At 55.0% G+C, this 25,212-nt stretch carries 26 protein-coding genes and 1 pseudogene; 11 read left to right on the forward strand and 16 right to left on the reverse strand.

The window, feature by feature from the left end:
- Window positions 1-23 precede the first annotated feature (23 nt).
- From HEQ18_RS12125 to HEQ18_RS12135, 3 genes are all read right to left on the reverse strand, one after another.
- Window positions 24-368 (reverse strand): DCC1-like thiol-disulfide oxidoreductase family protein, encoded by a 345-nt coding sequence (locus tag HEQ18_RS12125; protein WP_397605438.1) that lies wholly within the window; start codon window positions 366-368, stop codon window positions 24-26.
- 116 nt (window positions 369-484) lie between these two features.
- Window positions 485-1,012: a CarD family transcriptional regulator gene (locus tag HEQ18_RS12130; RefSeq protein ID WP_432814903.1), complete on the reverse strand. Its 528-nt coding sequence runs from the start codon at window positions 1,010-1,012 to the stop codon at window positions 485-487.
- Window positions 1,013-1,220: 208 nt separating this feature from the next.
- The gene (locus HEQ18_RS12135) at window positions 1,221-1,736 is read right to left on the reverse strand and encodes a winged helix-turn-helix transcriptional regulator (RefSeq protein ID WP_432814904.1); all 516 of its coding nucleotides are present in this window, start codon (window positions 1,734-1,736) and stop codon (window positions 1,221-1,223) included.
- A 191-nt stretch (window positions 1,737-1,927) separates the two neighbouring features.
- On the opposite strand from HEQ18_RS12135, the gene HEQ18_RS12140 reads away from it, so the two are divergent.
- Window positions 1,928-2,287: a CC_3452 family protein gene (locus HEQ18_RS12140; RefSeq protein ID WP_432814905.1), complete on the forward strand. Its 360-nt coding sequence runs from the start codon at window positions 1,928-1,930 to the stop codon at window positions 2,285-2,287.
- 85 nt (window positions 2,288-2,372) lie between these two features.
- Here the strand turns inward: HEQ18_RS12140 and HEQ18_RS12145 are convergent.
- Together HEQ18_RS12145 and HEQ18_RS12150 are read right to left on the reverse strand one after the other, a co-directional pair.
- Window positions 2,373-3,079 (reverse strand): annotated as a pseudogene (locus tag HEQ18_RS12145) (IS5 family transposase).
- 145 nt (window positions 3,080-3,224) lie between these two features.
- On the reverse strand, window positions 3,225-4,019 hold the full coding sequence (locus HEQ18_RS12150; RefSeq protein ID WP_432814906.1) for a hypothetical protein: 795 nt from the start codon (window positions 4,017-4,019) through the stop codon (window positions 3,225-3,227).
- A 196-nt stretch (window positions 4,020-4,215) separates the two neighbouring features.
- Here HEQ18_RS12150 and HEQ18_RS12155 point away from each other — a divergent pair, with 196 nt between their 5' ends.
- Window positions 4,216-6,309, forward strand: coding sequence for a RelA/SpoT family protein (locus HEQ18_RS12155; RefSeq protein WP_432814907.1), 2,094 nt, complete (start codon window positions 4,216-4,218; stop codon window positions 6,307-6,309).
- A gap of 2 nt (window positions 6,310-6,311) precedes the next feature.
- Here the strand turns inward: HEQ18_RS12155 and HEQ18_RS12160 are convergent, their stop codons facing one another.
- The gene (locus HEQ18_RS12160) at window positions 6,312-6,845 is read right to left on the reverse strand and encodes a regulatory protein RecX (RefSeq protein WP_432814908.1); all 534 of its coding nucleotides are present in this window, start codon (window positions 6,843-6,845) and stop codon (window positions 6,312-6,314) included.
- 110 nt (window positions 6,846-6,955) lie between these two features.
- Here HEQ18_RS12160 and HEQ18_RS12165 point away from each other — a divergent pair, with 110 nt between their 5' ends.
- Window positions 6,956-8,683, forward strand: coding sequence for a fatty acyl-AMP ligase (locus HEQ18_RS12165; protein WP_432814909.1), 1,728 nt, complete (start codon window positions 6,956-6,958; stop codon window positions 8,681-8,683).
- Window positions 8,684-8,689: 6 nt separating this feature from the next.
- On the opposite strand, the gene arsC is transcribed toward HEQ18_RS12165, so the two are convergent.
- Window positions 8,690-9,037, reverse strand: coding sequence for an arsenate reductase (glutaredoxin) (gene arsC / locus HEQ18_RS12170; RefSeq protein WP_397605445.1), 348 nt, complete (start codon window positions 9,035-9,037; stop codon window positions 8,690-8,692).
- Between the two features lie 177 nt (window positions 9,038-9,214).
- On the opposite strand from arsC, the gene HEQ18_RS12175 reads away from it, so the two are divergent.
- On the forward strand, window positions 9,215-11,317 hold the full coding sequence (locus HEQ18_RS12175; protein WP_432814910.1) for a TonB-dependent receptor: 2,103 nt from the start codon (window positions 9,215-9,217) through the stop codon (window positions 11,315-11,317).
- Here the strand turns inward: HEQ18_RS12175 and HEQ18_RS12180 are convergent.
- The 3 genes from HEQ18_RS12180 to HEQ18_RS12190 are packed head-to-tail and all read right to left on the reverse strand — an operon-like array spanning window position 11,314 to window position 14,555.
- Window positions 11,314-11,877, reverse strand: a complete 564-nt coding sequence (locus HEQ18_RS12180) for a gamma carbonic anhydrase family protein (RefSeq protein ID WP_432814911.1) — start codon at window positions 11,875-11,877, stop codon at window positions 11,314-11,316. The genes HEQ18_RS12175 and HEQ18_RS12180 overlap by 4 nt on opposite strands.
- Window positions 11,878-11,915: 38 nt before the next feature.
- A complete protein-coding gene (gene hemB, locus HEQ18_RS12185) occupies window positions 11,916-12,926 on the reverse strand; it encodes a porphobilinogen synthase (RefSeq protein ID WP_397605448.1) in 1,011 nt (336 codons plus the stop codon).
- A 39-nt stretch (window positions 12,927-12,965) separates the two neighbouring features.
- Window positions 12,966-14,555: a M23 family metallopeptidase gene (locus tag HEQ18_RS12190; RefSeq protein WP_432814912.1), complete on the reverse strand. Its 1,590-nt coding sequence runs from the start codon at window positions 14,553-14,555 to the stop codon at window positions 12,966-12,968.
- A gap of 236 nt (window positions 14,556-14,791) precedes the next feature.
- On the opposite strand from HEQ18_RS12190, the gene HEQ18_RS12195 reads away from it, so the two are divergent.
- Genes HEQ18_RS12195 through HEQ18_RS12205 form a run of 3 tightly spaced genes read left to right on the forward strand, consistent with a single transcriptional unit; the run spans window position 14,792 to window position 16,676 of the window.
- Window positions 14,792-15,409 carry a 2-hydroxychromene-2-carboxylate isomerase gene (locus HEQ18_RS12195; protein ID WP_432814913.1) on the forward strand — a complete coding sequence of 206 codons (618 nt, stop codon included), beginning with the start codon at window positions 14,792-14,794 and terminating at the stop codon, window positions 15,407-15,409.
- A complete protein-coding gene (locus HEQ18_RS12200; RefSeq protein ID WP_432814914.1) occupies window positions 15,409-15,882 on the forward strand; it encodes a VOC family protein in 474 nt (157 codons plus the stop codon). The genes HEQ18_RS12195 and HEQ18_RS12200 overlap by 1 nt, the downstream gene beginning before the upstream one ends.
- Window positions 15,879-16,676 (forward strand): crotonase/enoyl-CoA hydratase family protein, encoded by a 798-nt coding sequence (locus HEQ18_RS12205; RefSeq protein WP_432814915.1) that lies wholly within the window; start codon window positions 15,879-15,881, stop codon window positions 16,674-16,676. Before HEQ18_RS12200 ends, HEQ18_RS12205 begins: the two co-directional genes overlap by 4 nt.
- 6 nt (window positions 16,677-16,682) lie before the next feature.
- Here HEQ18_RS12205 and HEQ18_RS12210 read toward each other — a convergent pair whose 3' ends face one another.
- From HEQ18_RS12210 to HEQ18_RS12220, 3 genes are all read right to left on the reverse strand, one after another.
- Window positions 16,683-17,123: an acyl-CoA thioesterase gene (locus tag HEQ18_RS12210; RefSeq protein WP_432814916.1), complete on the reverse strand. Its 441-nt coding sequence runs from the start codon at window positions 17,121-17,123 to the stop codon at window positions 16,683-16,685.
- Between the two features lie 137 nt (window positions 17,124-17,260).
- Window positions 17,261-18,415 (reverse strand): acyl-CoA dehydrogenase family protein, encoded by a 1,155-nt coding sequence (locus tag HEQ18_RS12215; protein WP_432814917.1) that lies wholly within the window; start codon window positions 18,413-18,415, stop codon window positions 17,261-17,263.
- Window positions 18,416-18,506: 91 nt separating this feature from the next.
- Window positions 18,507-20,030: a spinster family MFS transporter gene (locus HEQ18_RS12220; RefSeq protein ID WP_432816010.1), complete on the reverse strand. Its 1,524-nt coding sequence runs from the start codon at window positions 20,028-20,030 to the stop codon at window positions 18,507-18,509.
- A gap of 380 nt (window positions 20,031-20,410) precedes the next feature.
- Between HEQ18_RS12220 and HEQ18_RS12225 the strand changes: the two genes are divergently transcribed.
- On the forward strand, window positions 20,411-21,154 hold the full coding sequence (locus HEQ18_RS12225) for a Bax inhibitor-1/YccA family protein (protein ID WP_432814918.1): 744 nt from the start codon (window positions 20,411-20,413) through the stop codon (window positions 21,152-21,154).
- Window positions 21,155-21,310: 156 nt separating this feature from the next.
- Entirely contained in the window at window positions 21,311-22,066 is a 756-nt protein-coding gene (locus HEQ18_RS12230) for a hypothetical protein (RefSeq protein ID WP_432814919.1), read from the forward strand.
- 21 nt (window positions 22,067-22,087) lie between these two features.
- Here the strand turns inward: HEQ18_RS12230 and HEQ18_RS12235 are convergent, their stop codons facing one another.
- Window positions 22,088-22,516 carry a CBS domain-containing protein gene (locus HEQ18_RS12235; protein WP_432814920.1) on the reverse strand — a complete coding sequence of 143 codons (429 nt, stop codon included), beginning with the start codon at window positions 22,514-22,516 and terminating at the stop codon, window positions 22,088-22,090.
- Between the two features lie 64 nt (window positions 22,517-22,580).
- On the opposite strand from HEQ18_RS12235, the gene HEQ18_RS12240 reads away from it, so the two are divergent.
- Together HEQ18_RS12240 and HEQ18_RS12245 are read left to right on the forward strand one after the other, a co-directional pair.
- Window positions 22,581-22,874, forward strand: coding sequence for a hypothetical protein (locus tag HEQ18_RS12240; RefSeq protein WP_397605458.1), 294 nt, complete (start codon window positions 22,581-22,583; stop codon window positions 22,872-22,874).
- Complete coding sequence (locus tag HEQ18_RS12245; RefSeq protein ID WP_432814921.1) at window positions 22,871-23,266, forward strand: acyl-CoA thioesterase; 396 nt, start codon at window positions 22,871-22,873, stop codon at window positions 23,264-23,266. The genes HEQ18_RS12240 and HEQ18_RS12245 overlap by 4 nt, the downstream gene beginning before the upstream one ends.
- Window positions 23,267-23,337: 71 nt before the next feature.
- Here the strand turns inward: HEQ18_RS12245 and HEQ18_RS12250 are convergent, their stop codons facing one another.
- Both HEQ18_RS12250 and prmC read right to left on the reverse strand, forming a co-directional pair.
- Window positions 23,338-24,096, reverse strand: coding sequence for a DUF4167 domain-containing protein (locus HEQ18_RS12250; protein WP_432814922.1), 759 nt, complete (start codon window positions 24,094-24,096; stop codon window positions 23,338-23,340).
- A 180-nt stretch (window positions 24,097-24,276) separates the two neighbouring features.
- Entirely contained in the window at window positions 24,277-25,176 is a 900-nt protein-coding gene (prmC, locus tag HEQ18_RS12255) for a peptide chain release factor N(5)-glutamine methyltransferase (protein WP_432814923.1), read from the reverse strand.
- Window positions 25,177-25,212: the final 36 nt, after the last annotated feature.

Consider the following 25,212-nt stretch of genomic DNA (forward strand, 5'->3'; position numbering starts at 1 on the left):
GCTCATTTTAATAGGTCCCCAACCTAGTCCATTAATTTTTGCAGGCGCGGCCTGATGATGAGGAAGCGGTTATAGAGACGTTCGAGCAGCCGAAGAACAAGCCGGTTACGGGCGATGAAGCCAAGCGGTTTCAGCAATGGTATGGCCCGCCACATGGCGGCAAAGGCGGCGGCGCCAGATAGGATAACGCCGTCTTCGCTGGCGTGGAAGCGCGCGAGCATCAATTGACGGTCAAGCGGACACACCGCATTTGCAGGCGCTATGTCGCGGAAATCGATGGCGCGCCGCCGATCAAGGCGACGCATCAATGCAATCTCGCGAATGCACAGGGGACACGCACCGTCATACCAGATGATTACTTTGGCCATAAACTACCTTACCACGGCCGATAGCCGCATTTCAGGCTGGGCGTTACGCGGTAGCATAAAGCCCGAAAAAAGGGCGCCGTTTCCAGCGCCCTTCAGATTTTTCCGGTAAGGAAAGTTTATTCTGCTTTTTCGTAATATTGCGGTGCCGCCTCATTCAAGATGACGAGAATTTTCTGGAGCGCCGCCTTTTCATCAGTCTTTTCCATGGCGGCAAGTTCGCGCGCCAAACGGCTGGATGCAGCTTCAAAAATTTGCCGCTCGGAATAGCTTTGCTCTGGTTGGTCATCGGGACGAAACAGATCGCGCGTCACTTCGGCGATCGATACAAGGTCGCCCGAGTTGATCTTCGATTCATATTCTTGCGCGCGCCGTGACCACATGGTGCGTTTCACCTTGGGCTTGCCGGTCAAGGTATACATCGCTTCCTTCAGCGTCTTGTCGCTCGAAAGCTTGCGCATGCCGACGCCTTCAGCCTTGTTGAAAGGCACGCGAAGCGTCATTTTTTCTTTTTCAAAGCGCAGGACATAAAGCTGAAGCTGCATCCCTGCGATTTCGGAATCCTGAAGTTCAATCACGCGGCCGACCCCATGCTTGGGATATACCACATAATCGCCTACATCAAATATCGCCGCGTTGGACGTCATATTACGACCTTTCTGATTATTCGGGAGAAATAGCGTGTTCAGGCAACAGAGCGTCACCCATCAGACTTTTTTCGTTCGTCCCTTACGTCATGAACCTGTCGCTGCCTGGATTGGACGCGCAGTCATCGACCATTTTTGGCCTGTCGCCAAACCTCGTAACAGATTCGCAACAAAAATTCAATGGCCGCTTTAAGGTCAGGAGCGCAGGTTAAATCGCGCTTAACTTCCTGACGCGATCATCCGCTTCATGCGTGTTGGCGCTGATCGGCGTAATGTCCGCCACGTTTATCCAGCATAGATCCATATGGCCAAGAACCCGTTCATCATGGCTACGGATTGTGACCGGCAGGATTGGCTGCCTGTCACGGTCATCAACCAATACCGGATTGGACAAAACGCCCGTACCCCATTTTTCGCCCCATTGGCGCAGGGCAATCATCGTTGGCAGTAAGTCGAGCCCTTTTTCCGTAAGGCGATATTCAACCTTTCGCCGGTCGTCGGGGCAGGGGGTGCGGTGTAATATTCCGCTTTCGGTCAAGCGAGTGAGGCGGTTGGCCAGTATGTTGCGCGCAATGCTGAATTCGGACAGAAACTCCTCAAAATGCCGAACGCCATTAAAGGCCGCGCGCAATATCATGAATGACCAGCGTTCACCCATCGCCTCCAGCGCCATGGGGAGGCCACATTCGGCGAGCTGGTGCAAAGGTTCCCGCAATTCACCCATCAAACATCCTCTCAATCGCAGATTGCGACCCTTGTTCAAAATAATCAATCCAAATTGCAAATTTAAGTTGCAATTAGAAACGTATAATAATAAGTACTGATTCGCAACTGATTTATCAGTTGTGCAAACCACAGACAAGGAACCAAAGCTTCGGGCTGTGATTTGAAAATATAGCAAAGCTGAAGGATAACATGATGACTCTCTCCCAAATTTCCGCCCGCATGGGCGCGCTTGCTGCTGCCACTGCTTTGAGCGCAACGCTTTTGTTCGCAGCGCCGCAGGCACATGCCGCCACCAACGGTAGCTATTATAAGGCCGAGCTGGCGCAGCCGACCACTGCCAAGCCAGAGCTGTTGCGCAGCGTATATGTAAAGTGCGAAGGCACGAGCTGCCGCGCGCCAATCGCATCGACTGCGCCAAAGAATATGTGCATTAGCATAGCACGTCAATTCGGCGCAGTTACGGCATTCACCGCCGGTGAGCGCGTGTTCACGGCTGAAGAAGTTGCGGCATGCAATGGCGACAATGCAAAGGCCATCGCCAAGAATTAGGGTCAGGAGCCGAATGCAAACTGCGCCGGAGGGACCGACCCTTCGGCGCTTTTTTGTTGCGCTGTTGGATAGTTGAAAAGTCACACTAGGTCACAGACTCATTATGTCTCAACCAGATCCGGATTGATGCGAGTTGGACAGATGCGAGATAATTATCGTCTCTTTGATCGTATCGCGTGGCAACTGCTCTGAAGTGCTTGAGTTTATTAAAGAAGCGCTCGACGAGGTTGCGTTGCTTATAGAGGAGGTGACTAAATACCGGTTTGATCACGCGTTGCGGCATGGCGCGGATATTGGCCCTGGCACCGCGCGCCTCCATTTCGGCGCGCAACGCATCGGAGTCATAAGCCCGGTCGGCGAGCAGGATATCCCCTTTGCCGACGGTATCGAACATGTCTACTGCACTGCGACCATCGGCGGCTTGCCCTTCGGTCAGCTTGAGCATGATCGGCATGCCCATCGCATCGACCAGTGCATGTATCTTGGTGGTCAGGCCGCCACGCGAGTGACCCATGCAACGGGATCGCTGGTCTTTTTTTTACCATTGGCTCCATGTTGATGAACCCGGATCGAGGACGAGTCGATCATCTGGATATCGCCTTCGTAAGCCACGGAAACTGCATCCAATATATGCTTCCACACACCAGCTCTGCGCCAGCGGTTGAACCGGTTCACACAGGTCGTATACGGACCGTATCGCGCCGGAATATCCGCCCAAGGCGCGCCAGTGCGTAACCGCCAGAATATCCCGTTCAAAACCCGCCGATCATCAACCCGCTTCACGCCACGCACCTTGGTCGGCAACAAAGGCTGGATCACCAACCACTCGAAATCTGTCAAATCAAACCGTGCCATCAACTTCTCCCTTTCAGGAAAAGCATTGAATCAGATATCAATCACTTTGGGAATCTAATTTATGAGTATGTGACCTAAGGTCTCACCTAAAACGCCGCCGTGGCGGGTCTTTTGGGGTTGCCAGACCAGCCGCGATCAAACGACGTTGCAGCCCCGCATCGCATTTCTCCTGTAATAATCGTAATGCCTCTTCATCTGGAAGTTGTTCCGACAGAAAATGCGGCAAGAAGCCGTCTGCCAAATCGGCTAGCGCATATGCATCTTCAAGCGACTCTGTATCCATTAACGCCTCAGGCGGCGCGGGCAGTTGCGGTTCCATCGCACGCAGGCTCATTTCCAGATTGCCCGCAGGTGGCACAGGCGTTGCCGATGCAGCTTGGGCATAACGCTCCGGCTTTAGATGGCGGAGCAAAAAGGTCAGCAGCCTATCATTATACACCCGTTTGGTGCAGATCACTTCGCCACATTCATCATATACATTATGTTCGACGCCTTGGATGGCGCGTTCAAAGGCAATATCTTCCAACGCGCCGCCTGCATATTGCCGGGCCGCATCCCATGCCCGCGCAAAGGCCGCGCCATGCGCCGAACGGCGGAGGCGGTTGGCGGACTCACGGCTCATCCCTACCGATTTTGCGGCGTGGCTAACAAGACCCGTGTCGGCCAAGGCTTCGATAAAGCGTCTCTGTTTTTCTTCCGTCCATCCATCATGTCGTGGTCGTCGTCGGACAGGGACCCAACGATATTCCTGCGGATCATAATATTCAGGCGCATCATATCCGTCGGGTGCAGGTGCGTCTGAAGTGGCAAGGGGTGCTTCCGTTTGAGCGCTTGACGCATCTTCGGGACGGGCGGGTGAGGTGGGTGTATGTGTCATCCAACAGTATAGAACATATCAGATATATTGTAGGAAAGTGTTTTTTTTGCGGAGAAGATCAAAAGGATATTTTAGAACAACCGCCCCCTTGCCGTTTTTACATATATTGTCAGTTTTTGCTGGGGCGAACTTAGGATGAACGCGTTTAGAATGATTTTCCTGTTGCATCGCAACGCAAAAGACCCAAGTTGGACCGATGATGCGGCAATATGAACTGGTTGAGCGGGTGCGGGCGTACGCACCTGATGTCGATGAAGATCGGCTTAACCGGGCTTATGTGTTCACCGTGCAAATGCATGGGGCGCAAAAGCGGGCCTCTGGTGACCCCTATTTCAGCCACCCGGTAGAGGTTGCAGGGCTGATGACTGACCTCAAAATGGATGAGGACACGATCATCACTGCGTTGCTGCACGACACGGTGGAAGACACGCTGACCACTATCGAAGATGTTGAAAAGCGCTTTGGTCCGGAGGTCGCACGGTTGGTCGATGGCGTTACCAAGCTGTCAAAGATTGAAGCGCAGACCGAGGATGAGCGGGCCGCCGAAAATCTGCGCAAATTCTTGCTCGCAATCTCCGATGATATCCGCGTGCTTTTGGTCAAGCTGGCCGACCGGCTGCACAATATGCGGACGCTGCATTTCATCAAAAGCCCCGACAAGCGGCGCCGTATTGCAAAGGAAACGATGGATATTTATGCCCCGCTGGCCGAGCGGATTGGCATGTATGAATATATGCGCGAGATGCAGTTGCTCGCCTTTGAACAATTGGAGCCTGCCGCTTATCAGACGATAACAGGCCGCTTAAAGCAAATCCGCGAAAAGGCGGATATCGAGATTGACCAAATCAACCAGACCATTGCTTGGGAGATGGAGCAGGCTGGCCTGAAAATCAAAATTTCCGGCCGCGAAAAGCACCCATATTCGATTTGGAAAAAGATGCAGGAACGCCATGTCGCGTTTGAACAACTGACCGACATCAACGCCTTTCGCGTCATTACCGAAACGACCGAGGACTGTTACCGCGCCTTGGGCGTGCTGCATCGGCGTTGGCAGATGGTGCCCGGACGGTTCAAAGATTTTATCTCAACACCCAAGCGCAACGGTTATAAATCGATCCACACGACGATAATGTTCGCCAAAAATATGCGGGTGGAGGTGCAGATCAGGAGCGCCGAGATGCACCGCAAATCGGAACATGGTTTTGCGGCGCATTGGGCCTATAAGCAGGATGATAAGCCCGATGGGCAGGCGGGATGGCTGCGCGATCTGATCGAGATACTCGAGACAAGCCAAGACGCCGAAGACATTCTCGAGAACACGCGGATGGCGATGTATCAGGACCGCATTTTCGCCTTTACGCCTAAAGGTGCGCTGCACCAGTTGCCGAAGGGTTCAACGGTCGTTGATTTTGCTTATGCTGTGCACACCGACCTTGGAGACAAAACCGTTGGTGGCAAGGTCAATGGCCGTCATGTGCCGTTGCGAACGCAGTTGCGCAATGGTGACATGGTCGAAATTCTGAAGTCCAAGGCGCAAGAGCCGCAACAGGCGTGGATGAACTTTGTGACCACGGGCAAGGCACGCGCCGCCATCCGTCGCCATGTCCGACACCGGGAACGTGATGAGCTGGTTGTGATTGGGCGCAAGCTTTATGAAGAAATCGCCGCGCGTATGCCGGGCAAAATCGGCAAAAAGGCCCTTACGGCGGCGCTGACGCGGTTAAAGCTGGAGGATGAGGACGAGCTGATGCATCGCATTGGCTTGGGCAAAATCAACGACCGCACGGTGATGGAGGCGCTCGTGCCTGGTTTCGACGCCGATGGCAGCCATATCGATTTTCCGGGTCAGGAAAGTGCTATCTCAATCCGCGGCTTGACCCCGGGCGTGGGGTATCATCTTGGCGAATGCTGCCATCCCATTCCCGGCGACCGGATTGTCGGGCTGCGGCTGGCGGGGCAGCCGGTTGAGGTGCACACCATTGAATGCGACCGGTTGGCGAGTGGGACGGACGCCGACTGGGTTGACTTGAGTTGGGGGCAGGGCAGCGACGGCGCGTCGGCGCGGCTTCGGGTTATCATCCACAACAGACCCGGCACATTGGGTGAGATTGCAGGGATATTCGGCTATCACAAGGCCAATATCATCCACCTGCGGATGACCGCGCGCGATGTCGAATTCCACACCTTTGAAGTGGATTTGGAGGTTCATGATCTGCAACACCTCATGCGCATCATTTCCGCGCTTCGGGCGTCAGAGGCGGTGGCAACAGCAGACCGCGTTTACGACTAAACTCAGTCTTCGCTGATCTCATCACCGGGTTCGGCATACACAAACCGTTTCGCCAATTCAAAACCATGTCCGGCGCGCAGGAAAGCGTTCAACTGCTTATTCCGTTTCTCCGGTGCTGCGGCTTCCTGTGCAAAGGGACCAAGCCGTTTTCGCCTGGCGAAGTTTTCGGCAGCGGTGAAGATGCTATCGTCCATATGCGCTTTGGCATTTATGGCATCGGCGTCACCAATGCCGCTGGCGCGCAAATCCTCGTTCAGCCGTCGCCCGCCAAAGCCCCTGCGGACAAAGGACCGGCTGCGGGCCTCGGCAAATTGGGCGTCGTTGATATAGCCCAACGACGTGAATTGCTCGGTCAATCCGACAATGTCTGCAGAACGTTCATCCTCCCAGCCCCGTTCGCGTATTTTGCGCGTCAAATAGCCCGCCAATTTTGACTGCGTGGTGGCATATTTACCCACATAATGCAGCGCCAATTGACGCAGCCTTTCCGCATTTAACGGTGGAGCGGGCTTTTTGGCAGGACGGGGCTGGTTCACGCCCTATTCTTGCCACAGTCGGGTCGAAATTTGAACTGCTATCCTCAGCTAGGAAAAGTGGATATTAAAAGTGACACGGGCCGCTGCCTAATCACATTATAGGAAATATTATGAGCGCACTCGCATCCACGCCAACGCAGGACAGCTTGCAACGCCGCTTTTCCGACTTTGCAACGCTTGGTGCGGCGCTTGATTACGCTGCCTTGGGTAAGCGCGGATTGAACTTCCACGATATGCGTGGCCAGTTGGCGCGGCCTTATCCGTATAGCGAGATGCGCGAAGACGCGCTGAAAATGGCGTATCGTTTGATCAGCCTCGGCATTTGTAAGGATGACCGCGTTGCCTTGGTCGCCGAAACAGGACCAGATTTTGCCGCGTTGTTTTTCGGATGTATCTATGCGGGCGCATGGCCCGTCCCCCTGCCGCTACCGACCTCATTTGGCGGCAAGGAAAGCTATGTCGACCAATTGTCGGTGCAGTTGAAAAGCTGTGATCCCAAAATATTGTTTTTCCCCGCCGAACTGGCCGACATGGCCAATGATGCTGCGCGTACTTGCGACGTTGAAGGGCTCGATTGGGAGAGCTTCAGCAACCGGATTGCGTCCGAAACCGAATTGCCCGCGGCGGGCACGGACGAAATTTGCTATCTGCAATATTCGAGCGGATCGACCCGTTTCCCGCATGGTGTCGCGGTGACGCATAAGGCATTGTTAAACAATCTGTCGGCGCACTCTCACGGCATGGAAGTGACCGAAAATGACCGCTGCGTGTCGTGGTTGCCATGGTATCATGACATGGGTCTCGTGGGTTGTTTTCTGTCGCCAGTGGCGAACCAGGTGTCGACCGATTACATGAAGACGGAGGATTTTGCCCGCCGCCCGCTGGCGTGGCTTGACGTCATCAGCGCCGCCGACGGCACGGTTATCAGTTACTCGCCGACATTCGGCTATGACATTTGCGCGCGGCGGATTTCAAGCCAGAGCCATGTGAACGACCGCTTTGACCTGTCCAAATGGCGGCTTGCGGGCAATGGCGCGGATATGATCCGGCCTGACGTGATGCAGGCATTTGTGGACGCCTTTGGTGATGCCGGCTTTAAGGCGTCGGCGTTCCTGCCAAGCTACGGCCTTGCCGAAACCACGCTTGCGGTGTCCATCATGCCGCCGGGTGAAGGCATTCGGGTTGAGTTGGTTGAAGAGACCGAACTTACGGGCCACCCGGGCGCGCCGGACCGCCCAGTTCGGTATCGCGCAATCGTCAATTGTGGGCGTGCCGTAAAAGACATGACCATCGAGATCCGCGACGAAAACGGCGCGGCAGTTGCGGACAGGACAATTGGCAAAGTGTGGTGCACTGGCCCGTCCTTGATGAAGGAATATTTCCGCGACAAGGAATCTACCGATGCTTGCTTGGTCGATGGATGGCTCGACACCGGCGACATGGGGTATCTGTCGAATGGTTATATCTACATCGTTGGTCGTGCCAAGGACATGATCATCATCAATGGCAAAAACCATTGGCCGCAGGACATTGAATGGGCTGTGGAACAATTGCCGGGCTTTAAGGCTGGCGACATTGCTGCCTTCGCCGTCACAATGCCAGGTGGCGAAGAATCGCCAGCCGTGCTGGTGCAATGCCGGACGACAGACGAAGTCGAACGTGCCAAGCTACGTGAACAAATCCGTGACAAGGTGCGTTCGGTTACGGGCATGAACTGCGTCGTGGAACTGATCCCACCGCGCACCTTGCCGCGGACAAGCTCCGGCAAGATGAGCCGGGCCAAGGCGCGCAATCTGTATCTGTCGGGTGAAATTCAACCTTATGCCATCGCGGCGTAACGCCGTTCACAAAATTTCGTGCACTTTTTCCTGAGGCCGACACAGCCGGACGCCCTTCGCCGTTTCGACAAAGGGACGTTCAACCAAAATTGGGTGCTCGACCATCGCGTCCAATATCCGTTCTGACGATGCACCTTCGATAAGGCCCAATTCTTCGGCGGGTGAGCCGCGTGTGCGTAACGCTTCGCGCGGCGTCAGGCCGGCATCGTGAAACAATTGTTCAAGCTTTGCGCGCGTAAATGGCTGTTTGCGATATTCGATGACATCAACCACGACAGCTTCGGTTTCTTCCAGAATCGCCAAGGTTTTTCGAGAGGTTCCGCAATCCGGATTGTGCCAAATCGTTACTTGCATCGTTTAAAACCTCCTTCAGTCTAGGTCCTGACCCTCATCTTGATAGTGCAAACAATCACCCAGATGCAAAATCAATCCAATGATTGCTACAATTTTTAATTGCACATGATAACGATTCGCAATAGTGGGCGCAAATAGATTTGCGAATCATTCGCAATAACGTAAGAAAGGTTCATTATGCCCCGCCTGTCCGCGTCCACTATCGCTTTGTTGTCCGCTTCGGTATTTTGGCAACCCGCATTTGCCGAAGACGCGTTTGACGTCGAAGCCTATGATGACAGCCGGACGATCATTGTAACTGGCCTAAGCGAGGGCTATCTTGCGACCAATTCGGTTACCGCGACAAAAACCGACACGCCGCTCATCGATATCCCGCAGACCATCAACGTCGTGACCCGCGAGCAGTTGGACGATCAGGCGCATCATTCGCTTGCGGACATCTTGCGCTATGTTCCCGGCACGACTGTAGGCCAAGGCGAGGGCAACCGCGACCAGATCACCTTGCGCGGGCAAAACACCACCGCTGACTTCTTTTTGGATGGCGTGCGCGATGACGTCCAATATTATCGCGGGCTTTATAACATCGAGCGTGTCGAAATATTGAAAGGGCCTTATGCCCTGATCTTCGGTCGCGGCGGCGGTGGCGGCATTATCAATCGCGTGCAGAAATCGCCTTTGAGCGATGATTTTATTTATGCAGGTCAAGCCAGCATTAACAGCCTTGGCGCTTATGATATGTCGGCGGATGTCAACGCGCCCTTGAGAGATGCCGCAGCCGTGCGCATCAACGCTGTTTACGAAAACTTCGACAGCCATCGCGATTTCGTGGGCGGTGCGCGTTATGCGTGGAACCCTTATGTTGCGTTCAAACTCAATGACGCGTGGAAGCTTGGGCTGTCCTATGAATATGTGCATGACGACCGCACAACCGACCGTGGCATCCCGTCAATCGCCAGTGGTGCCGGTCAGCCCAACCGCCCGATCGCTGGCTACCGCAACCAATTTTTTGGCGTTCCTGGCGCCAACTATACCAAGTTGGAGGCGCAAATCGCCAAACTGCGGCTTGATGGTGCGTTGACTTCAAATTTGAGCTTTAGCGGCACAATATTGTATGGCGACTATGACAAAACCTATCTGAACGTCTATCCCAATGGTGCTGCGACTGCGCAAAGTGGCACCGTTGCTTTGGCCGCGTATAGTGATCCGACCCAACGTGAAAATTTCATCGCGCAAGCCAATTTGGTCTGGGGTGTGGAAACGGGCCCGCTGATGCATAAAATCCTAGTCGGCACCGAATATGGAGATCAAAAATCGGCCAACCGTCGCTTCAATGGTGCCTTGTCCAATGCCACTTTTAACCTATCCAATCCCATATTCCCGACCGTCAATTTCAACGCACTATCACGCGATACCGTGTCCGACGTCACATTCTTTTCCGTCTATGTTCAGGATCAAATCAGCTTTGGCGACCATATCGACGTTGTTGCTGGCCTGCGTTATGACAATTTCGACATTGACGGCACTGACCTGTTGCCAGCGGTTGACCGGCCTTTTGCCCGGAAGGACGAAAAAGTCAGTCCGCGCCTTGGCCTGATTTTCAAGCCGCAGGAAAATATCTCTCTATATGGCAGCTACAGCCAGTCTTTCCTGCCGCGCTCCGGCGACCAGTTTTTGGCGCTGACGGTGACGCAGCAGAATCTCGCGCCGGAAAAGTTCACAAATTACGAGATTGGCGCCAAATGGGATGTGCAGCCCAATCTGAACCTGACGCTGGCGGCGTTTCAGTTGGAACGCAGCAATGCGACGACGCCTGATCCTCGCAATCCTGTGGTCAGCATCAATATCGGGACGACCCGGACGCAAGGCATTGAGCTGGCGGTGACGGGGAATATTACGTCATCGTGGCAAGTCCATGGCGGCTACAGCTATCAGGATGCAGCCCTGGCTGGCAATGACAGCGTGCGTTTGGGGCAGGTTCCCCAGCATCAGGCGAGCCTGTGGAACCGCTATGACTTTAACGATCGATTTGCAGCCGGCCTTGGGATCATTCACCAATCTAGCCAGTTTGCCGCAATCCGGACGGCCCCCAACACAACAAAGCTGCCGGCTTTCACACGCGTTGATGCGGCGTTTTATTATGACCTGAGCGATGCATTACAATTGCAGTTGAATGTCGAAAACCTGTTCGACACCGATTATTATTCGGATGCGCATAACAATAACAATATATCGGCCGGTGCGCCCATCAATGGCCGCTTCACCATAAGGGCGAAGTTTTAAGCCGAAGTTACAGCGGCGGCATGTGCCTTGGCGTTGTGGACATAATGCGCAACGCCAAGCCGCATGCCCATGACGGCGGCATCGTCAAGATCACGAACAAAGCGGGCAGGAGAACCCGCCCATAATTGCCGTGTCTCTATCCGTTTGCCTTGGGTCAGCATGGCACCTGCGGCGAGCATAGCGTCGCTTTCGATCACTGCGCCGTTCATCACGGTGGCAGAAAGGCCAACAAATGCGCGATCATGCAAGATGCAGCCGTGCAGCATGACATTATGCCCAACAAGGACATCGTCACCAATGATGGTGGGAAATCCGTCCTCAACCCCAGGCATCGGGCCATCGCAATGGACGATGCTGCCGTCCTGAATATTCGTTCGGGCGCCGATGACGATGCGGTTCACTTCGGCGCGGATGACGCAATTATACCAGATGCTTGAATCTGCGCCGATGGTGACATCACCAATGATCCGGCAACCCGGTGCGATAAACGCGCTGTCGTGGATTATCGGTGTTTTACCGTTCAGCGTGATAATGCTGATGTCGTGGCGGGTGTGTGTCATTGGCGTTTCCATAGATGAATATGCGGGGGTAGGCGGATTTAAGTGGTCCTGACCCTAAGCAAACGCGCCGCCAATGTCGCATGATAGGTCAATATACCTGAACATCCTGCGCGTTTGAACGCCATCAGCGTTTCCAGCACCAGCGCATCACGGTCGCCTGCGCCTGCGGCGTCGGCGGCCTCGATCATCGCATATTCGCCCGACACCTGATACGCGAACACAGGCACGTCAAAGCGGTCACGCACCCGGCGGACGATGTCGAGATAGGGCAGGCCAGGCTTCACCATGACGCTGTCTGCGCCTTCGGCAATGTCCATGGCCACTTCGCGCATGGCTTCGTCGGTGTTGGCCGGGTCCATTTGGTAACATTTCTTGTTACCCTTTAGCAGGCCGCGCGAGCCGACCGCATCGCGGAACGGCCCGTAAAAGGCGCTCGCATATTTGGCGGCATAGGACATGATCTGGACATTATGATGCCCGTTCATTTCCAGTGCTTTGCGAATAGCACCGACGCGGCCATCCATCATATCGCTCGGTGCGATGATATCCGCGCCCGCATTAGCTTGGTTGATAGCTTGGTCGACGAGCACGGCGACGGTGTCATCATTGACGACATAGCCGTCATCATCGATCAGCCCGTCTTGCCCATGGGTGGTATAGGGGTCGAGCGCGACATCGGTTAAAACGCCAATCCGGTCGCCATGCGCTTGTTTGATCGCACGGATGGCGCGGCACATGAGGTTATCGGGATTAAACGCTTCCGCGCCATCTTCGGTGCGGCGGTCCGCCTGCGTGTTCGGGAACAAGGCGATGCACGGTATGCCGAGTTCAATGGCTTCGGCGGCGCGCATCACAATCTGGTCAACGGACCAGCGCGATACGCCGGGCAAGGTCGCAATTGGTTCCTCCACGCCTTCGCCCTCGGTTACGAACAAGGGCCAGATAAGATCGGCAGGGGAAAGCATAGTCTCGCGCACCATCGCGCGGCTCCAGCCCGTTACACGGGTGCGGCGCAGGCGGCTGTTTGGGAAAGAAGATATATCGCTCATCCAAAACACTTAGCTGCGATACACTCTTTCCTCAACGCCTTATCCGCCGGAGGGTATCTGGCTGTCGCGAAGTGTCAGCCGATCAATTTCCCGCTTTGGTGCTTCGTCTTTTTTAGCCGCCGTTTGCAATGGCGTAAGCGCCGCGCCTGGCTTGACCGACTTCACGCTTTGAAGCTTGCCCTTGAAACGGGTGAGGTCACTTCCGGACAGTTGCGCGCGCTGGGTGAACTTCACGGACATTGGGTTTACCGCGCGCCCGTTGCGATAAAGCTCATAATGCAAATGGGGTCCTGTCGACAGGCCGGTGGAGCCGACATAGCCAATAATTTGTCCCCGCCGCACTCTGCTACCGGGGCGCGCTGCTATCCGGCTCATATGACCATAGCCACTTGCAAGACCGCCGCTGTGGTTGAGCCGCACAAAATTGCCATAACCGCCATTGCGTCCCGCAAAAGCCACCACGCCGTCGGTCACCGCAAAAATGGGCTGCCCATAGCCTGCCTTGAAATCAAGACCAGCATGCATCCGCTTATAGCCCAAAATCGGGTGCCGTCTGGGACCAAAACCAGATGTCACGGGGCCATTGACAGGGCGGCTGAGGGCGCCTTTCGATTCACCGACGCCCGATGCCTCAAACCATTGGGTGTTGTTACCCATCGTCCATTTCAGCATCTGGATATTGGATTTTCCATCGCGATCCACGCCAGCATATAGCAAGTCGCCCACTTTGACTTCGCCGGTTTCAGCGCGCTTGTAATCGATGATGATATCAAATTGGTCAGTCGGCCGGATGTTAGATAAGGATGTGCGTCCGGAAATGACTTTCAGATAATCCTGAATAGCACGCGCAGGCGCGCCAGCGGCCCGCGCCGAACGGTAGATGCCCTCGCTACCTACCGTCCCGCGAATACGCAGCGGCGTATTATCGACGTTTATGGGCTTTTTGCTCAATCTTAAACTGTCCCCTTCACGATTGATTTCGAGATTGAGGTCAAATCGTGCACGAAAAGCTACCGATTCAAGAGGTCTCGGCTGATTTTTCGACAGCCGCGTTCCAAGGACAATGTCAATGGGGGTGCCAGGCTCAATTTCCGACAAGGCCGTTACGCCCGATACCATGTTCACGACATTAGCGGCCTCACTGCCACCAACGCCCGAACGTTGGAGCACGCGGGCAAAGCTGTCGCCGCGTCCCAAAGATGCCGTGAGCGCGATGCGCGGGCGTTCCGGGCTTTCGGCCAGCGCTACAACGGTGTCGGTGGCGGCCATGCGCTTGCCGCTGTCGCTGCCATAACCGATTGGCATAATCATTTGTGCGCGCGCCTCTTCAAACTCTGCCGCGTTGGGCATTGAAGGCTGCACGCCGTAAATCGGTCCGTAATCCGGAAGAAGTGCAAGCGCAGCGACGCTTAATGCGGTTAAAGTGCCAAGCCCACGGAACCAGCGAAGCGACCCGATATCTTCGCCAAGGTCTGGCACAAAATCGAGTTTGGCCAAGCTGCGAAGCCAGCTAGCGCCAGACGCACGGGGTTCGGATTTTTGACGCATCGACCTGATCATGGCATCGGGCAACGACACATCCATGTCCCAGCCGTGTCCGGCAAGCCGTGTTTCTTTGCCGTCAAACATAAGGCGTATAATCCACGACCGTCTTCCCAAACCCCACGGGCGTTCCCGCATCCACTCCTGTGGCGTGTTATGGTTAAAGTCAAATTAACAGCGGCCTTGCCTTTGTCGAACTGCGGCAAACGGTGCAAATTCGCGGACAAGCGCTGGAACTTTGCTCCATGCGCGCACATCGAAATTTATCAGCTTCATAAAATAGGACGCAATGCTATGGCTGATATTGGCAAGGGGACGGGAACATGAACGGCGAACGGGTTGAATTCTTCTACGATCTTTCAAGTCCATGGACTTATATTGCGTTCCACAATCTTGATGCCGTCATTGCACGCACCGGCGTGTCTGTCCGCTTGCGTCCCATATTGGTCGGCGGCGTTTTCAATGCCGTCAATCCGTCTGTATATGCCGCACGAGAAGCGGCCGATAACCCCAAGTTTAAGCACAATTGGCGGGTTATGCGCGATTGGGCAAAGCTGGCGGGCGTTGAAATCAATTTCCCCAGCATCTATCATCCGGCAAAAAGCATCCATGCGATGCGTATGGCATGTTCGCTGGCCGCAGATCAGGTGGCGCTAAAGACGTTCAGTAGGGCCGCCTTTGAAAGCTATTTTGGCGCGCAGGAAAATCTTGACGACCCCGATGTGTTGGTCGCGGTGGCGAATAAGGCCGGTCTTGACGGAGAGGCCATGCGGATGGCGTCACAGACCGATGCGGTAAAGGCCCTGTTACGCGCCAACACTGACGAGGTCATAGCGCGCGGTGGCTATGGGTCGCCGACCATATTTGTTGACACCGACAAGATGTATTTTGGCAATGATCAATTGCCGCTGGTTGAGGCTGCGTTCCTTGGAAAAATATAATGAGGAAGGCAAAAAAACTTACAGCGGCGTGTGTATTGGCAATGATGGCGCTTGGCGGGTGTCATTTCGTGGAACCGAAAAATAAGGTTATGGATCAGCATCCGGTTTTCTATTTTGAGATTCCAGTGGCAGATATGGACCGCGCGGTTGCTTTTTACGAAGAGATCATGGGATTGAAATTGGATCGTCAGATCGTCGACGGGTATGAAATGGCGCTTTTCCCATTTGCGGAGGGAGCGCCGGGGGCAACCGGAGCGCTTGCCAAAGGCGATGTATATAGGCCTTCCAAAGATGGCGCGATTATCTATTTTCAGGTGCGCGACATCAAATCGACGGTAGAAAAGGCCCAAAAACTGGGTAGACCCATATTATACCCCGTAAAGGATATCGGCGATGCTGGCTTCGTCGCAGAGATAGAGGATACAGAGGGCAACCGACTTGCCCTTAATCAACCCCGATTGGATAAAGAATGAACGACCGCGTATCCATTTCCATCGACAATCATATCGCCGACGTCCGCCTGACGCGTGCGGACAAGATGAACGCGCTTGACCCGGCGATGTTTCAGGGGATCATCGCGGCCGGTGAAGAGCTTGCATCCATGAAAGGCGTTCGCGCGGTGGTATTGTCGGGCGAAGGACGCAGTTTCTGCGCAGGCCTTGACATGGCCAGCATGGCAAGCGGCGGCGCAAGCGCGAGCAGCGGGATGGGCAGCCTGACCGACAGGACGCACGGCAACGCCAACACATTCCAACAGGTCGCCATGCTCTGGCGCAAATTGCCGATGCCCGTGATCGCGGCGGTGCATGGTGTGTGTTTCGGCGGCGGGTTGCAAATTGCAAGCGGCGCAGACATCCGCGTGGTCGCGCCGGATGCGCGGATGGCCGTGATGGAAATGAAATGGGGCCTTATCCCCGACATGGGCGGCTATGCCTTGTGGCGCGGAATATTGCGTGAAGATATCTTGCGCGAACTGACCTACACCAACCGTGAGTTTTCAGGGGCCGAGGCGCTAAATCTTGGCTTTGCGACCTTCGTGGATGAAAACCCACATGCCCGCGCGATGGCCATTGCCCGCGAAATTGCCGACCGCAACCCAGAGGCGATGCGCGAGGCAAAGGCATTGTTCAACGAATATGCCGATATGGACGAAGACGCGATATTGATGGCCGAAAGCGTCCGCCAAGCCCGCGTCATCCGCAAACCCAACCAGATTGAAGCGGTGATGGCCGGAATGCAGAAGCGGGCGGGGGTGTTTGCCGATTAAGCGGACTTAATTGGTCCTGACCCTAACGTGTAACCGTTCAAATTCCGCGCGCAATTCTTGTGGTAAGGCGGTCGGGCCGGTCGCATCGGTTAGCACGATGGTGGTGATGCACGTCGCCTTGCATTCGCCGCCTTGAAACGCAGCAGAGGCGATGTCCCAACTGCTGCGGCCGATCCGCAATATGCCGCTGGCAATCTCCACATGTTCGGGAAAATGCGCCTCGGCAATATACTCAAGCGCGACGCTGACGATCAGCCAGCGTTGCCCCGGCGCACGGCGTTCGACCGCGATGGCGTAATTGAACATACCGCGACCATGTTCGAACAATCCCGCCATTGAGACATTGTTGATATGTCCCAACAAGTCCAGATCGGCAAAGCGCGTTTCGGCGCGGTGATTGAAGGGATAGCTTGCAGGGTCAAGCTGCCAGCTTTGCGGTTTGGGCATATAACGGAACCTTGTAAAATATAGTCACCCTGAACTTGGTTCAGGGTCAATTTATCAGCTTCAACCGCCGGTTGTATGGCACGATGGACCCTGAAACGAGTTCAGGGTGACGGAGTAGTCCGAGGATATCGCTCGTTCTAAAGACCCCGACCGATCAGTTCTTTCATGATCTCGTTCGTGCCGCCGAAAATCCGCGTGACGCGGGCTGCGCGCCACATGCGGGCGATGGGATATTCGTTCATATATCCCGCGCCGCCATGCAATTGCAGACAGGCATCGACCACGTCCCATTGCAAGTCGGTGTGCCACAATTTGGCGGCCGCGCCTTCTTCGGCGGTCAGTTCTTTTTTATAATGGCGGTTCAACGCCCAATCGAGATGCGCCCAGCCAACCTGCAACTTGGATTTGATGTCCGCCAGCACGAAACGGGTGTTCTGGAAATCGAGCAATGGCTTTCCAAACACGATGCGGTCGCGGCAAAAGGCGACGGTTTCGTCAAATGCCTTTTGCGTGCTCGCCATCGATGACACGGCGATGGAAAGACGCTCTTGCGGCAGTTCGCTCATCAGATAGATGAAGCCCTTGCCCTCTTCGCCCAAGCAATTGGTCATGGGGACGCGCACATCTTCGAAGAACAATTCCGACGTGTCGGCTTCGTCCATGCCGATTTTGTCAAGGTTGCGCCCGCGTTTGAAACCTTCACGTTCGGCCTCGACGAGGACAATCGACATGCCCTTATAGGCGGGCTGAATTTCGGTGTCGGTTTTGACGCAGACCAAGATCAGGTCCGCATTCTGGCCATTGGTGATGTAGGTTTTGCTGCCATTGATGACATAATGATTGCCATCCTTCTTGGCAGTGGTTTTCATGCTTTGCAGGTCGCTTCCGGTGCCAGGCTCGGTCATGGCGATGGCGGTGATAACCTCGCCCGAAATCATCTTGGGCAGCCAATGCTTCTTCTGCTCTTCGCTGCCATAGCTGGTGATGTAATTGACGACGATGTCAGACTGTAATGAAAAGCCTGTGGCGACGCCGCCATAATAAGCCGATTCCTCGTCAACAATGGCATTATAGCCAAAGTCGAGGCCAAGCCCTCCATATTCCACGGGCACATTGGGGCAGAGCATGCCGACTTCGCCGGCCTTGGGCCAAATGGATTTGGGGACAATGCCGTCTTCCTGCCACTGCTTTGCGTGGGGCGCGACTTCCTTTTGCAGGAATTGGCGCACCGACTGGCGGAACGCCTCATGATCTTCATTATAGGCGGTGCGTGGAATGCTATCGAGTGACATTGAAAAATCCCCTGCAAAAATGTCCTGCGGTTTCTGTTTGCATCAATGGCAGCAAGTTGACGCGGGCGTCAAGCCGAATTTAATCGGTTGATTAAACCGGTTCGCCCGCTTCGCGCGCCCGCTCGACTATCGTGCGTTCTGCCTTTGGTACTGATCGGTAGGCAGCGATCAACAAGGCCAAGGCAACGGGTGCAACGGCGATGAGCGACAGGATGCCAACGCGCAAATTGCCCACTAGTTTTCCGTCGACCATATTTCCGGAAAGGTCGGAAATCTGCCCCACCATATAAGGTCCGAACGACAAGCCGACGAGCGTGGTGCCAAGGAAAAACGCCGCCGTCGCGGTTCCGCGCATGCGGGGCAATACAAGATCTTGCGTTGTGGCTGCCGCCGCGCCGAGTGCTGCTGCGCCAAGCATCCCAGCGAGGAAGTTCATGACGTAGAATAGAATCGCATTATCGGTGGTGAAGCCAATGGCGAGCGGGATGATCGGACCCAATACGCCCGTGATGATAACCAATATGCGGCCAGCGGGGTTTTTCTTCCGCAAGGCATCGGCAACGGCGCCACCGATGATTACACCCAAAAAGCCGCTTAACGCCCCGCTACCCCCAAGAAAGAGAGCCAATTGTTGTTTTGGTAGACCAAGCACTGTTTCCGCATAAGGGGCGGACCAGAATGCGAGCGCATAGGCGACCAACGCGACAAGGCCATAGCCGACAGTTGTGCAGATAAAGGCAGGTGTGCCCCAAATCAGGCGGAAGGTCGCAGGGTCCTTTGCGCGAAGCGTTGATGCCCATGAGAAGACCGCATAATAACCAAAACCAACGGCGGACCATTGCGGCAGATTGCCCGTGAGCTGGATCATCCAATACGCAAAGGCCGCAATGGCCGCGCCGGTTGCGACGTTGATGGCGAGCGCAGCCGGACCGCGCTGAAAGGCTCCCCATAAGGTGAAGGGCGGGACGATCATCGAAAGATCGTTTGCAAATGCCCGGAAAGGCGCGGGGTGCGCGGGTGTGACGAGGGCATCCATCGCACCGCGGACAGGTTCACGCAATGTCGCGACCCACAAGGCAACGAGTACACCCGGAATACCGACGGCCACAAAAGCGGCATGCCAACCGACCAAACCGAGCGGGCCACCTTGCGGGTAAGCTGCGTCCCAACTTTGAACAATGAGCGCGCCAAGAAACAGCGAGACGCCGCCGCCGATATATAGGCCTGACGAGTATATCGCGAGCGCGGTCGCACGCTGCCGCTTCGGGAAATAATCGGAAATGAGGGAATAGGCCGTGGGGCTTGCCGTCGCTTCGCCAACGCCAACGCCCATACGCGCTATCGTCAATTCTGCTTGGTTACGGGCAAAGCCCGACAAGGCCGTCATGATCGACCATAAGGCAAGGCCAATCGAAAGCAGTTTCACCCGGCTCCAATTATCCGCAAGTCGCCCCAAGGGAATACCGAACAAAGCGTAAAACACGGCAAAGGCCGCGCCGCCCAAAAAGCCCATGTCTGCGTCGGTCAGGCCAAGGTCAGCCTTGATATCGACCGCCAAGATGCTGAGGATTTGCCGGTCGATGAAGTTGAGAATGTAGACGATCACCAACACCATGAGCACATACCAGCTGTAACTGCTTGCCTCAGGCAATGGAGCTTCGGGTTCTTGTAAAACGACGTTGCTGTTTTCACCTTCGGCCGTCACACGCACATCACTCTCCCTATCAGGCTGTTTGCGCCATCTGTACCTATGGCTAGCAGAACAGCAAAGCGGTGCAACCCGATTCATGAATGGGGCGATCACGCCTGTAATTTGGATATAGCTGCGATTATCTAGGGTCAGGACCTGGGCGACGGGCGAGGCAAAGACCCACTTTTTGTCATTATCTGTAAAAATAGGCATAGCCCTTGTCGTGTTTTGCTTGAATCTGGAACGATTTCATCCAATATACTGGTCATGCGGCTATATTGCCGTGTTTTGAGGAGAAATAAGTCATGGCACAGTGGTCCGATCCACGGGTAACCGGGACCCAGTCAAGTCTTGCAGGTGTCGGCTCACGCGCCGGTGACGTCGCTTTTGACGCCGGTCTGCGTTCGCACATGCTCAAGGTTTACAATTATATGGCGTCGGGCGTATTGCTGACCGGCATCGTCGCGATGTTGTTTGCGCAAACCGAACTGGCGCAAAATCTCATGGTCAACCCAAGCTTGATGAGCTGGGTGATCATTCTGTCACCTTTGGTGGTCGTGTTGGCGATGAGCTTTGGCCAAGGCAAGTTTTCGGCGGCAACGCTGCAGGCGATGTTCTGGGGCTTCGCGGTCCTGATGGGCCTTTCAATGGCGCGCATCTTCATGATGTTCACCGGTGAATCCATCGCGCAAACTTTCTTTGCCACGTCGGCTGCATTTGCTGGTCTCAGCCTGTGGGCCTACACTACGAAGAGGGACATGAGCGGTTGGGGAAGCTTCCTCGTGATGGGTATGGTCGGTTTGATCGTGGCATCAATCGTGAACATCTTCGTGGGTTCTGATACATTGGGATGGGTAATTAGCTGCGCAGGTGTGCTGATCTTCGCCGGTCTTACAGCTTATGATACACAGCGTATCAAAAACGAGTATTTCTACCTTCAAGGTCCAGAGATGCTTGGTAAGGCCGCAGTGATGGCTGCGCTGACGCTCTATCTGGACTTCATCAACATGTTCCAGTTCCTGTTGAGCTTCTTGGGCAACCGCGAATAACCATCCGCGGTTCAACCTAGGTCCTGACCCTAAACAGATCATTATGGCCCGGTGGTAAACCACTGGGCCATTTTTCTTGGGGATTTGGTCGAACAGGGCTTTTCTTTCCGTGCAAAATCTTGTTGGAGTGAGGTTCAGCGTATCGGAGACCAAATAATGCGTCGAGGCATCACAAAACTAGCAGCACTCATCCTCGTCACTGCCGTCGCCGCCTGTGCACCACCGCCCGTAAAGGTCGCACCCCCCGCGATTCAACTCCCGCCACCGCCACCACCGCTTCCTGCAATGCCTTTGCCACCGGGGGGCGCTGCTTTGTCGATGACCATACCGCCCGTGGGCGTGGATGGCATTCGCGTGACCCCAAATCGCGGCCTGAGCCGGGACGAGCAGATATGGCATTTCCGTGCTGCATTAAACGTTGCGGCGCTCAACTGTCAGGGCCCAGTGTGGGGACAAATCGCGACCGAGTATAACAAGTTCATTGTCATCCATAAGGTGCTGCTGTCGAAAACCAGTAAGTCGGTCGATCGCGAATATGTGAAGCGCTATCCAAAGCAGAATGGCATGCGCATCCGCGATACGCGCATGACGGATTTGTACAATTATTTCGCGCTACCGCCCGTGCGCGGGCAATATTGCGATATGGCGCTGCGCAAGCTGCAAGAGGCTAATCAGGTGCCGAAAGGGGCTTTGCCCGAATATGCCATGGGCAGCCTCGCCGATATCGACAATGTGTTTGTCAATTTCTACGAAGCCTATGTCAAATATGAACGTGATCTGGCGGATTGGAACATGAAATATGCGCCAAAGCGAGCTTATGACCCTGCCATCAACATCATGGCCCCGCCGGTGACAACGCAGCCCGTAGCCGCCTCTCCCGCCAATTTGACAACGCCATCGCAACCGCGATAGGTTTAACGGGCAGAGATTTTTTCACGCCATGCTGATATAGTCGCGCATGGCGGCGGCTTCGGTTTCGATCTTCTCGATCCGGTGTTTGACCAAATCGCCGATTGAGACAAAGCCCATAAGTGCATCATCCTTAATGACCGGCAAATGCCGGATGCGCCGTTTCGACATTAGCGATAGGGCGGACAATATTGCGGTGTCAGGCGCAACAGTAATGGCAGGTGCGGTCATGGTATCGGCAACCGTCTTGGTCAGAAAATCTGCGCCATGCTGGGCAACGCCATATACAATGTCGCGTTCGGAGAAGATGCCAATCACGCAGGTGCCGTCGACGACAGGAAGCGCGCCAATACGATTTTTAGCCAATCGGGTAACGACCTCACCCACACTTTCATGCGGCGATGCCGTCAACACTTCGCGATGGTGATTGGCCAGTATTGCAGAAATCGTCATCGACTCTCTCCCTAATGTCCTTGCCCATGATGGAACTTATAGCATAAGGCGGGCTTATCAAGCTATGACTCGTCCTTCCCGCCTCGATGATCCCGAATATGCTCACTTCGCGTGGCAGCGATACTGGCGTCTCATGCGGTGGATGTTTGGCGTCACATTGCTTGTGACCGCCATCGTATTGGGGACATTCTGGTGGCAGAATGGTATGGTTTCGATCCATTTCTTCATCGCGACCACAGGCGCAATTGTTGGCGCAATCATGCTCACGGCGGCGTTGATGGGCTTGGTTTTCTTGTCCAGCGGGTCGGGCCATGATGAGGCCATTGATGATCCATTTGAAGATGAAGCCGACCGGTGACGGAGAATATTCGAAACTTGCCGCAACGGAACGACCCGGTATTACGCGTTATTCCGGGGCCAGCAGATATCAACGCCAACGGCCACATCTTTGGTGGTTGGGTGCTGGGCATGATGGATCAGGCCGGCGGCATACTGGCGGGCCGTATCGCACAGGGTGCCTGTGCCACGGTCGCTATCGAAAAAATGGAATTCATTGCGCCGATATTGTTGCGCGACATCATCTCGGTCTACGCCTCACTTGAACGTCGCGGGCGGACATCGATGGGTGTTCGGGTGGAGGTGATAGCCACACGCGCGCGCGGCCAACAAGAGGTGAAGGTCACGGAAGGATTATTTACCGTCGTCGCGTTAGACGAAAACCACAAACCAAGGCCCTTGCCGGAGGGTTGAAGGCGCCGGAAAATAATCCAGCGCCAGTTTTCTTGTTTCAGCAGCAACGGCGTCATTGCCGCAGGTTGGTATCATTCCGCCGCAGTAGCAACCCCATCTCCACCAACAGGCTTCACGCGGCGGGCACGTGGCTTACGCGCTGGCTTTTCGGCGGCATCATCTTCACCGGACGATAATGCAATTGAGGGCGGCAACACGGCAAGATCGAGGCCAGCCGGGGCATCGTCAACGTCTTCGCTGTGGTGGCGGCGCGGGCCGCGATGTGCATTCCGGTTATTTGCCGGCCTCTCACTGCGTTCTGGACGTTCGCTGCGGTCATGGCGCTCACTGCGTTCCGGGCGACGCGCGCGTATATCGCGCTGTTCGCTGTCGTTAGACTCCTCATCGGATGCGTCTTCCGCATCGTCGTTACCCGATGAAGGTTGATCATCGTAATTGGGTGATCGATCATAATTGGGCGTGCGGTTGTCATTTTGCCAATCGTCGCGATCATCGCGATTGTCGTCGCGCGCATCGTCACGTGGACGGCGCTCGCCTTGCTGTTCCTGACGCGCTTCTTGGCGACCACGGAAATCGGCGAGCACGCGGAAATAATGGTCGGCAAACTGCAGATGATATTCCGCATTAACGCGGTCACCGTTGAACTGTGCATCTTGAGCCAGTTTCTTATATTTTTCCAACATCTGCGCTGCGTTGCCGCGCGCACGATTATCAATCTGGTTCTGATAGTCAAAACCACTGCGATTGTTATTTTGTTGCCGGTTGTTGTTATTATTGTTGCGACCGCGCCGACGATTGTTGTTCTGCTGCTGCCTGTTGTTGGTATTCATCAGGGCTGACCTGTCCTCTTTGTAGCACTTCGATTGCATGGAACCCCTGAACCCGGTTTAGGTTGCGCGAGGGTCAGCGTTGACCCTTATACTTTGTCCATCTGCGCTGGGGGGGCGGCTTCGCGCTTAAAAACCATCAAAAGGAGTTTTTTGCTGTGAAGCCCCTCTGTCCTAGCCCTACTATTCTGCGATTCCAAGCGAAAAGCGTATGGCCCGCGGATTACCAGCAAGATCATGATGTAATTCCGTCAAAAATCCTTCATCTACGCCCAATTTGTGAACGGCTTGTGCCTGATTATATCCGATTTCGAAAAAGGCGACTCCGCATGAATTAAGTAATGCGCGCAGCGATGGGACCAAGATTCGGTAGTCATCCAGGCCGTCTGCCCCCGCAAACAATGCGCCGTGCGGTTCATGCGCAGCCACCATCGGGGCGAGCATAAAGCCGTCCTCAATATAGGGCGGGTTACACAGGATAAGGTCGAATTGCCCAAGACCGTCGGCCCAGCCTGCTTTGGTCCAATCGCGCTGTTCAAATTGGACACGGTCGGCAAATTTGGCGCGGTTGGCATTATCGCTGGCGACGGCAAGCGCCTTTGCGCTGGTATCAAGGCCCATAGCTTTGGCATTCGGAAATATAGACAAGGCCGCGAGCAACAGCGCCCCTGACCCTGTGCCAAGGTCGGCAATACGCATGGGTGCGTTGTTTTCGCCAAACCAGTCAATCGCCGCCTGAACCAGCGTCTCGCTGTCTGCACGCGGGATCAGCACGTCAGGCGTCACACAAAGTTCAAGGTCCCAAAACGCCTGCACCCCAGTGATATAGGCGACGGGTTCGTCGACCACCCGACGCGCGAGCAGGCCACTATAGCTGTCGGGCACGCTTAAGTCGTGCTGCCGCAACAGCATCGCTGATCTGTCGATACCCAGCGCATGTGCCAGCAACAACTCCGCGTCTAACCGAGGTGTCGGGCTGATGCCTTCAAGGGCAGCGGTTGCTTCCAGCAGGACAGGGGCAAGGCCAGTCATCATCCGCCCGTATATCGCGCCGGACGTAAAGCCCAAATATATTTCCGCCACCGTGCACCCATTCAGTCCCTTCCGACGTTACTGTGG

It is taken from the genome of Sphingorhabdus sp. (genome assembly GCF_050921905.1).
In the GTDB taxonomy this organism is placed as follows: domain Bacteria; phylum Pseudomonadota; class Alphaproteobacteria; order Sphingomonadales; family Sphingomonadaceae; genus Sphingorhabdus_B.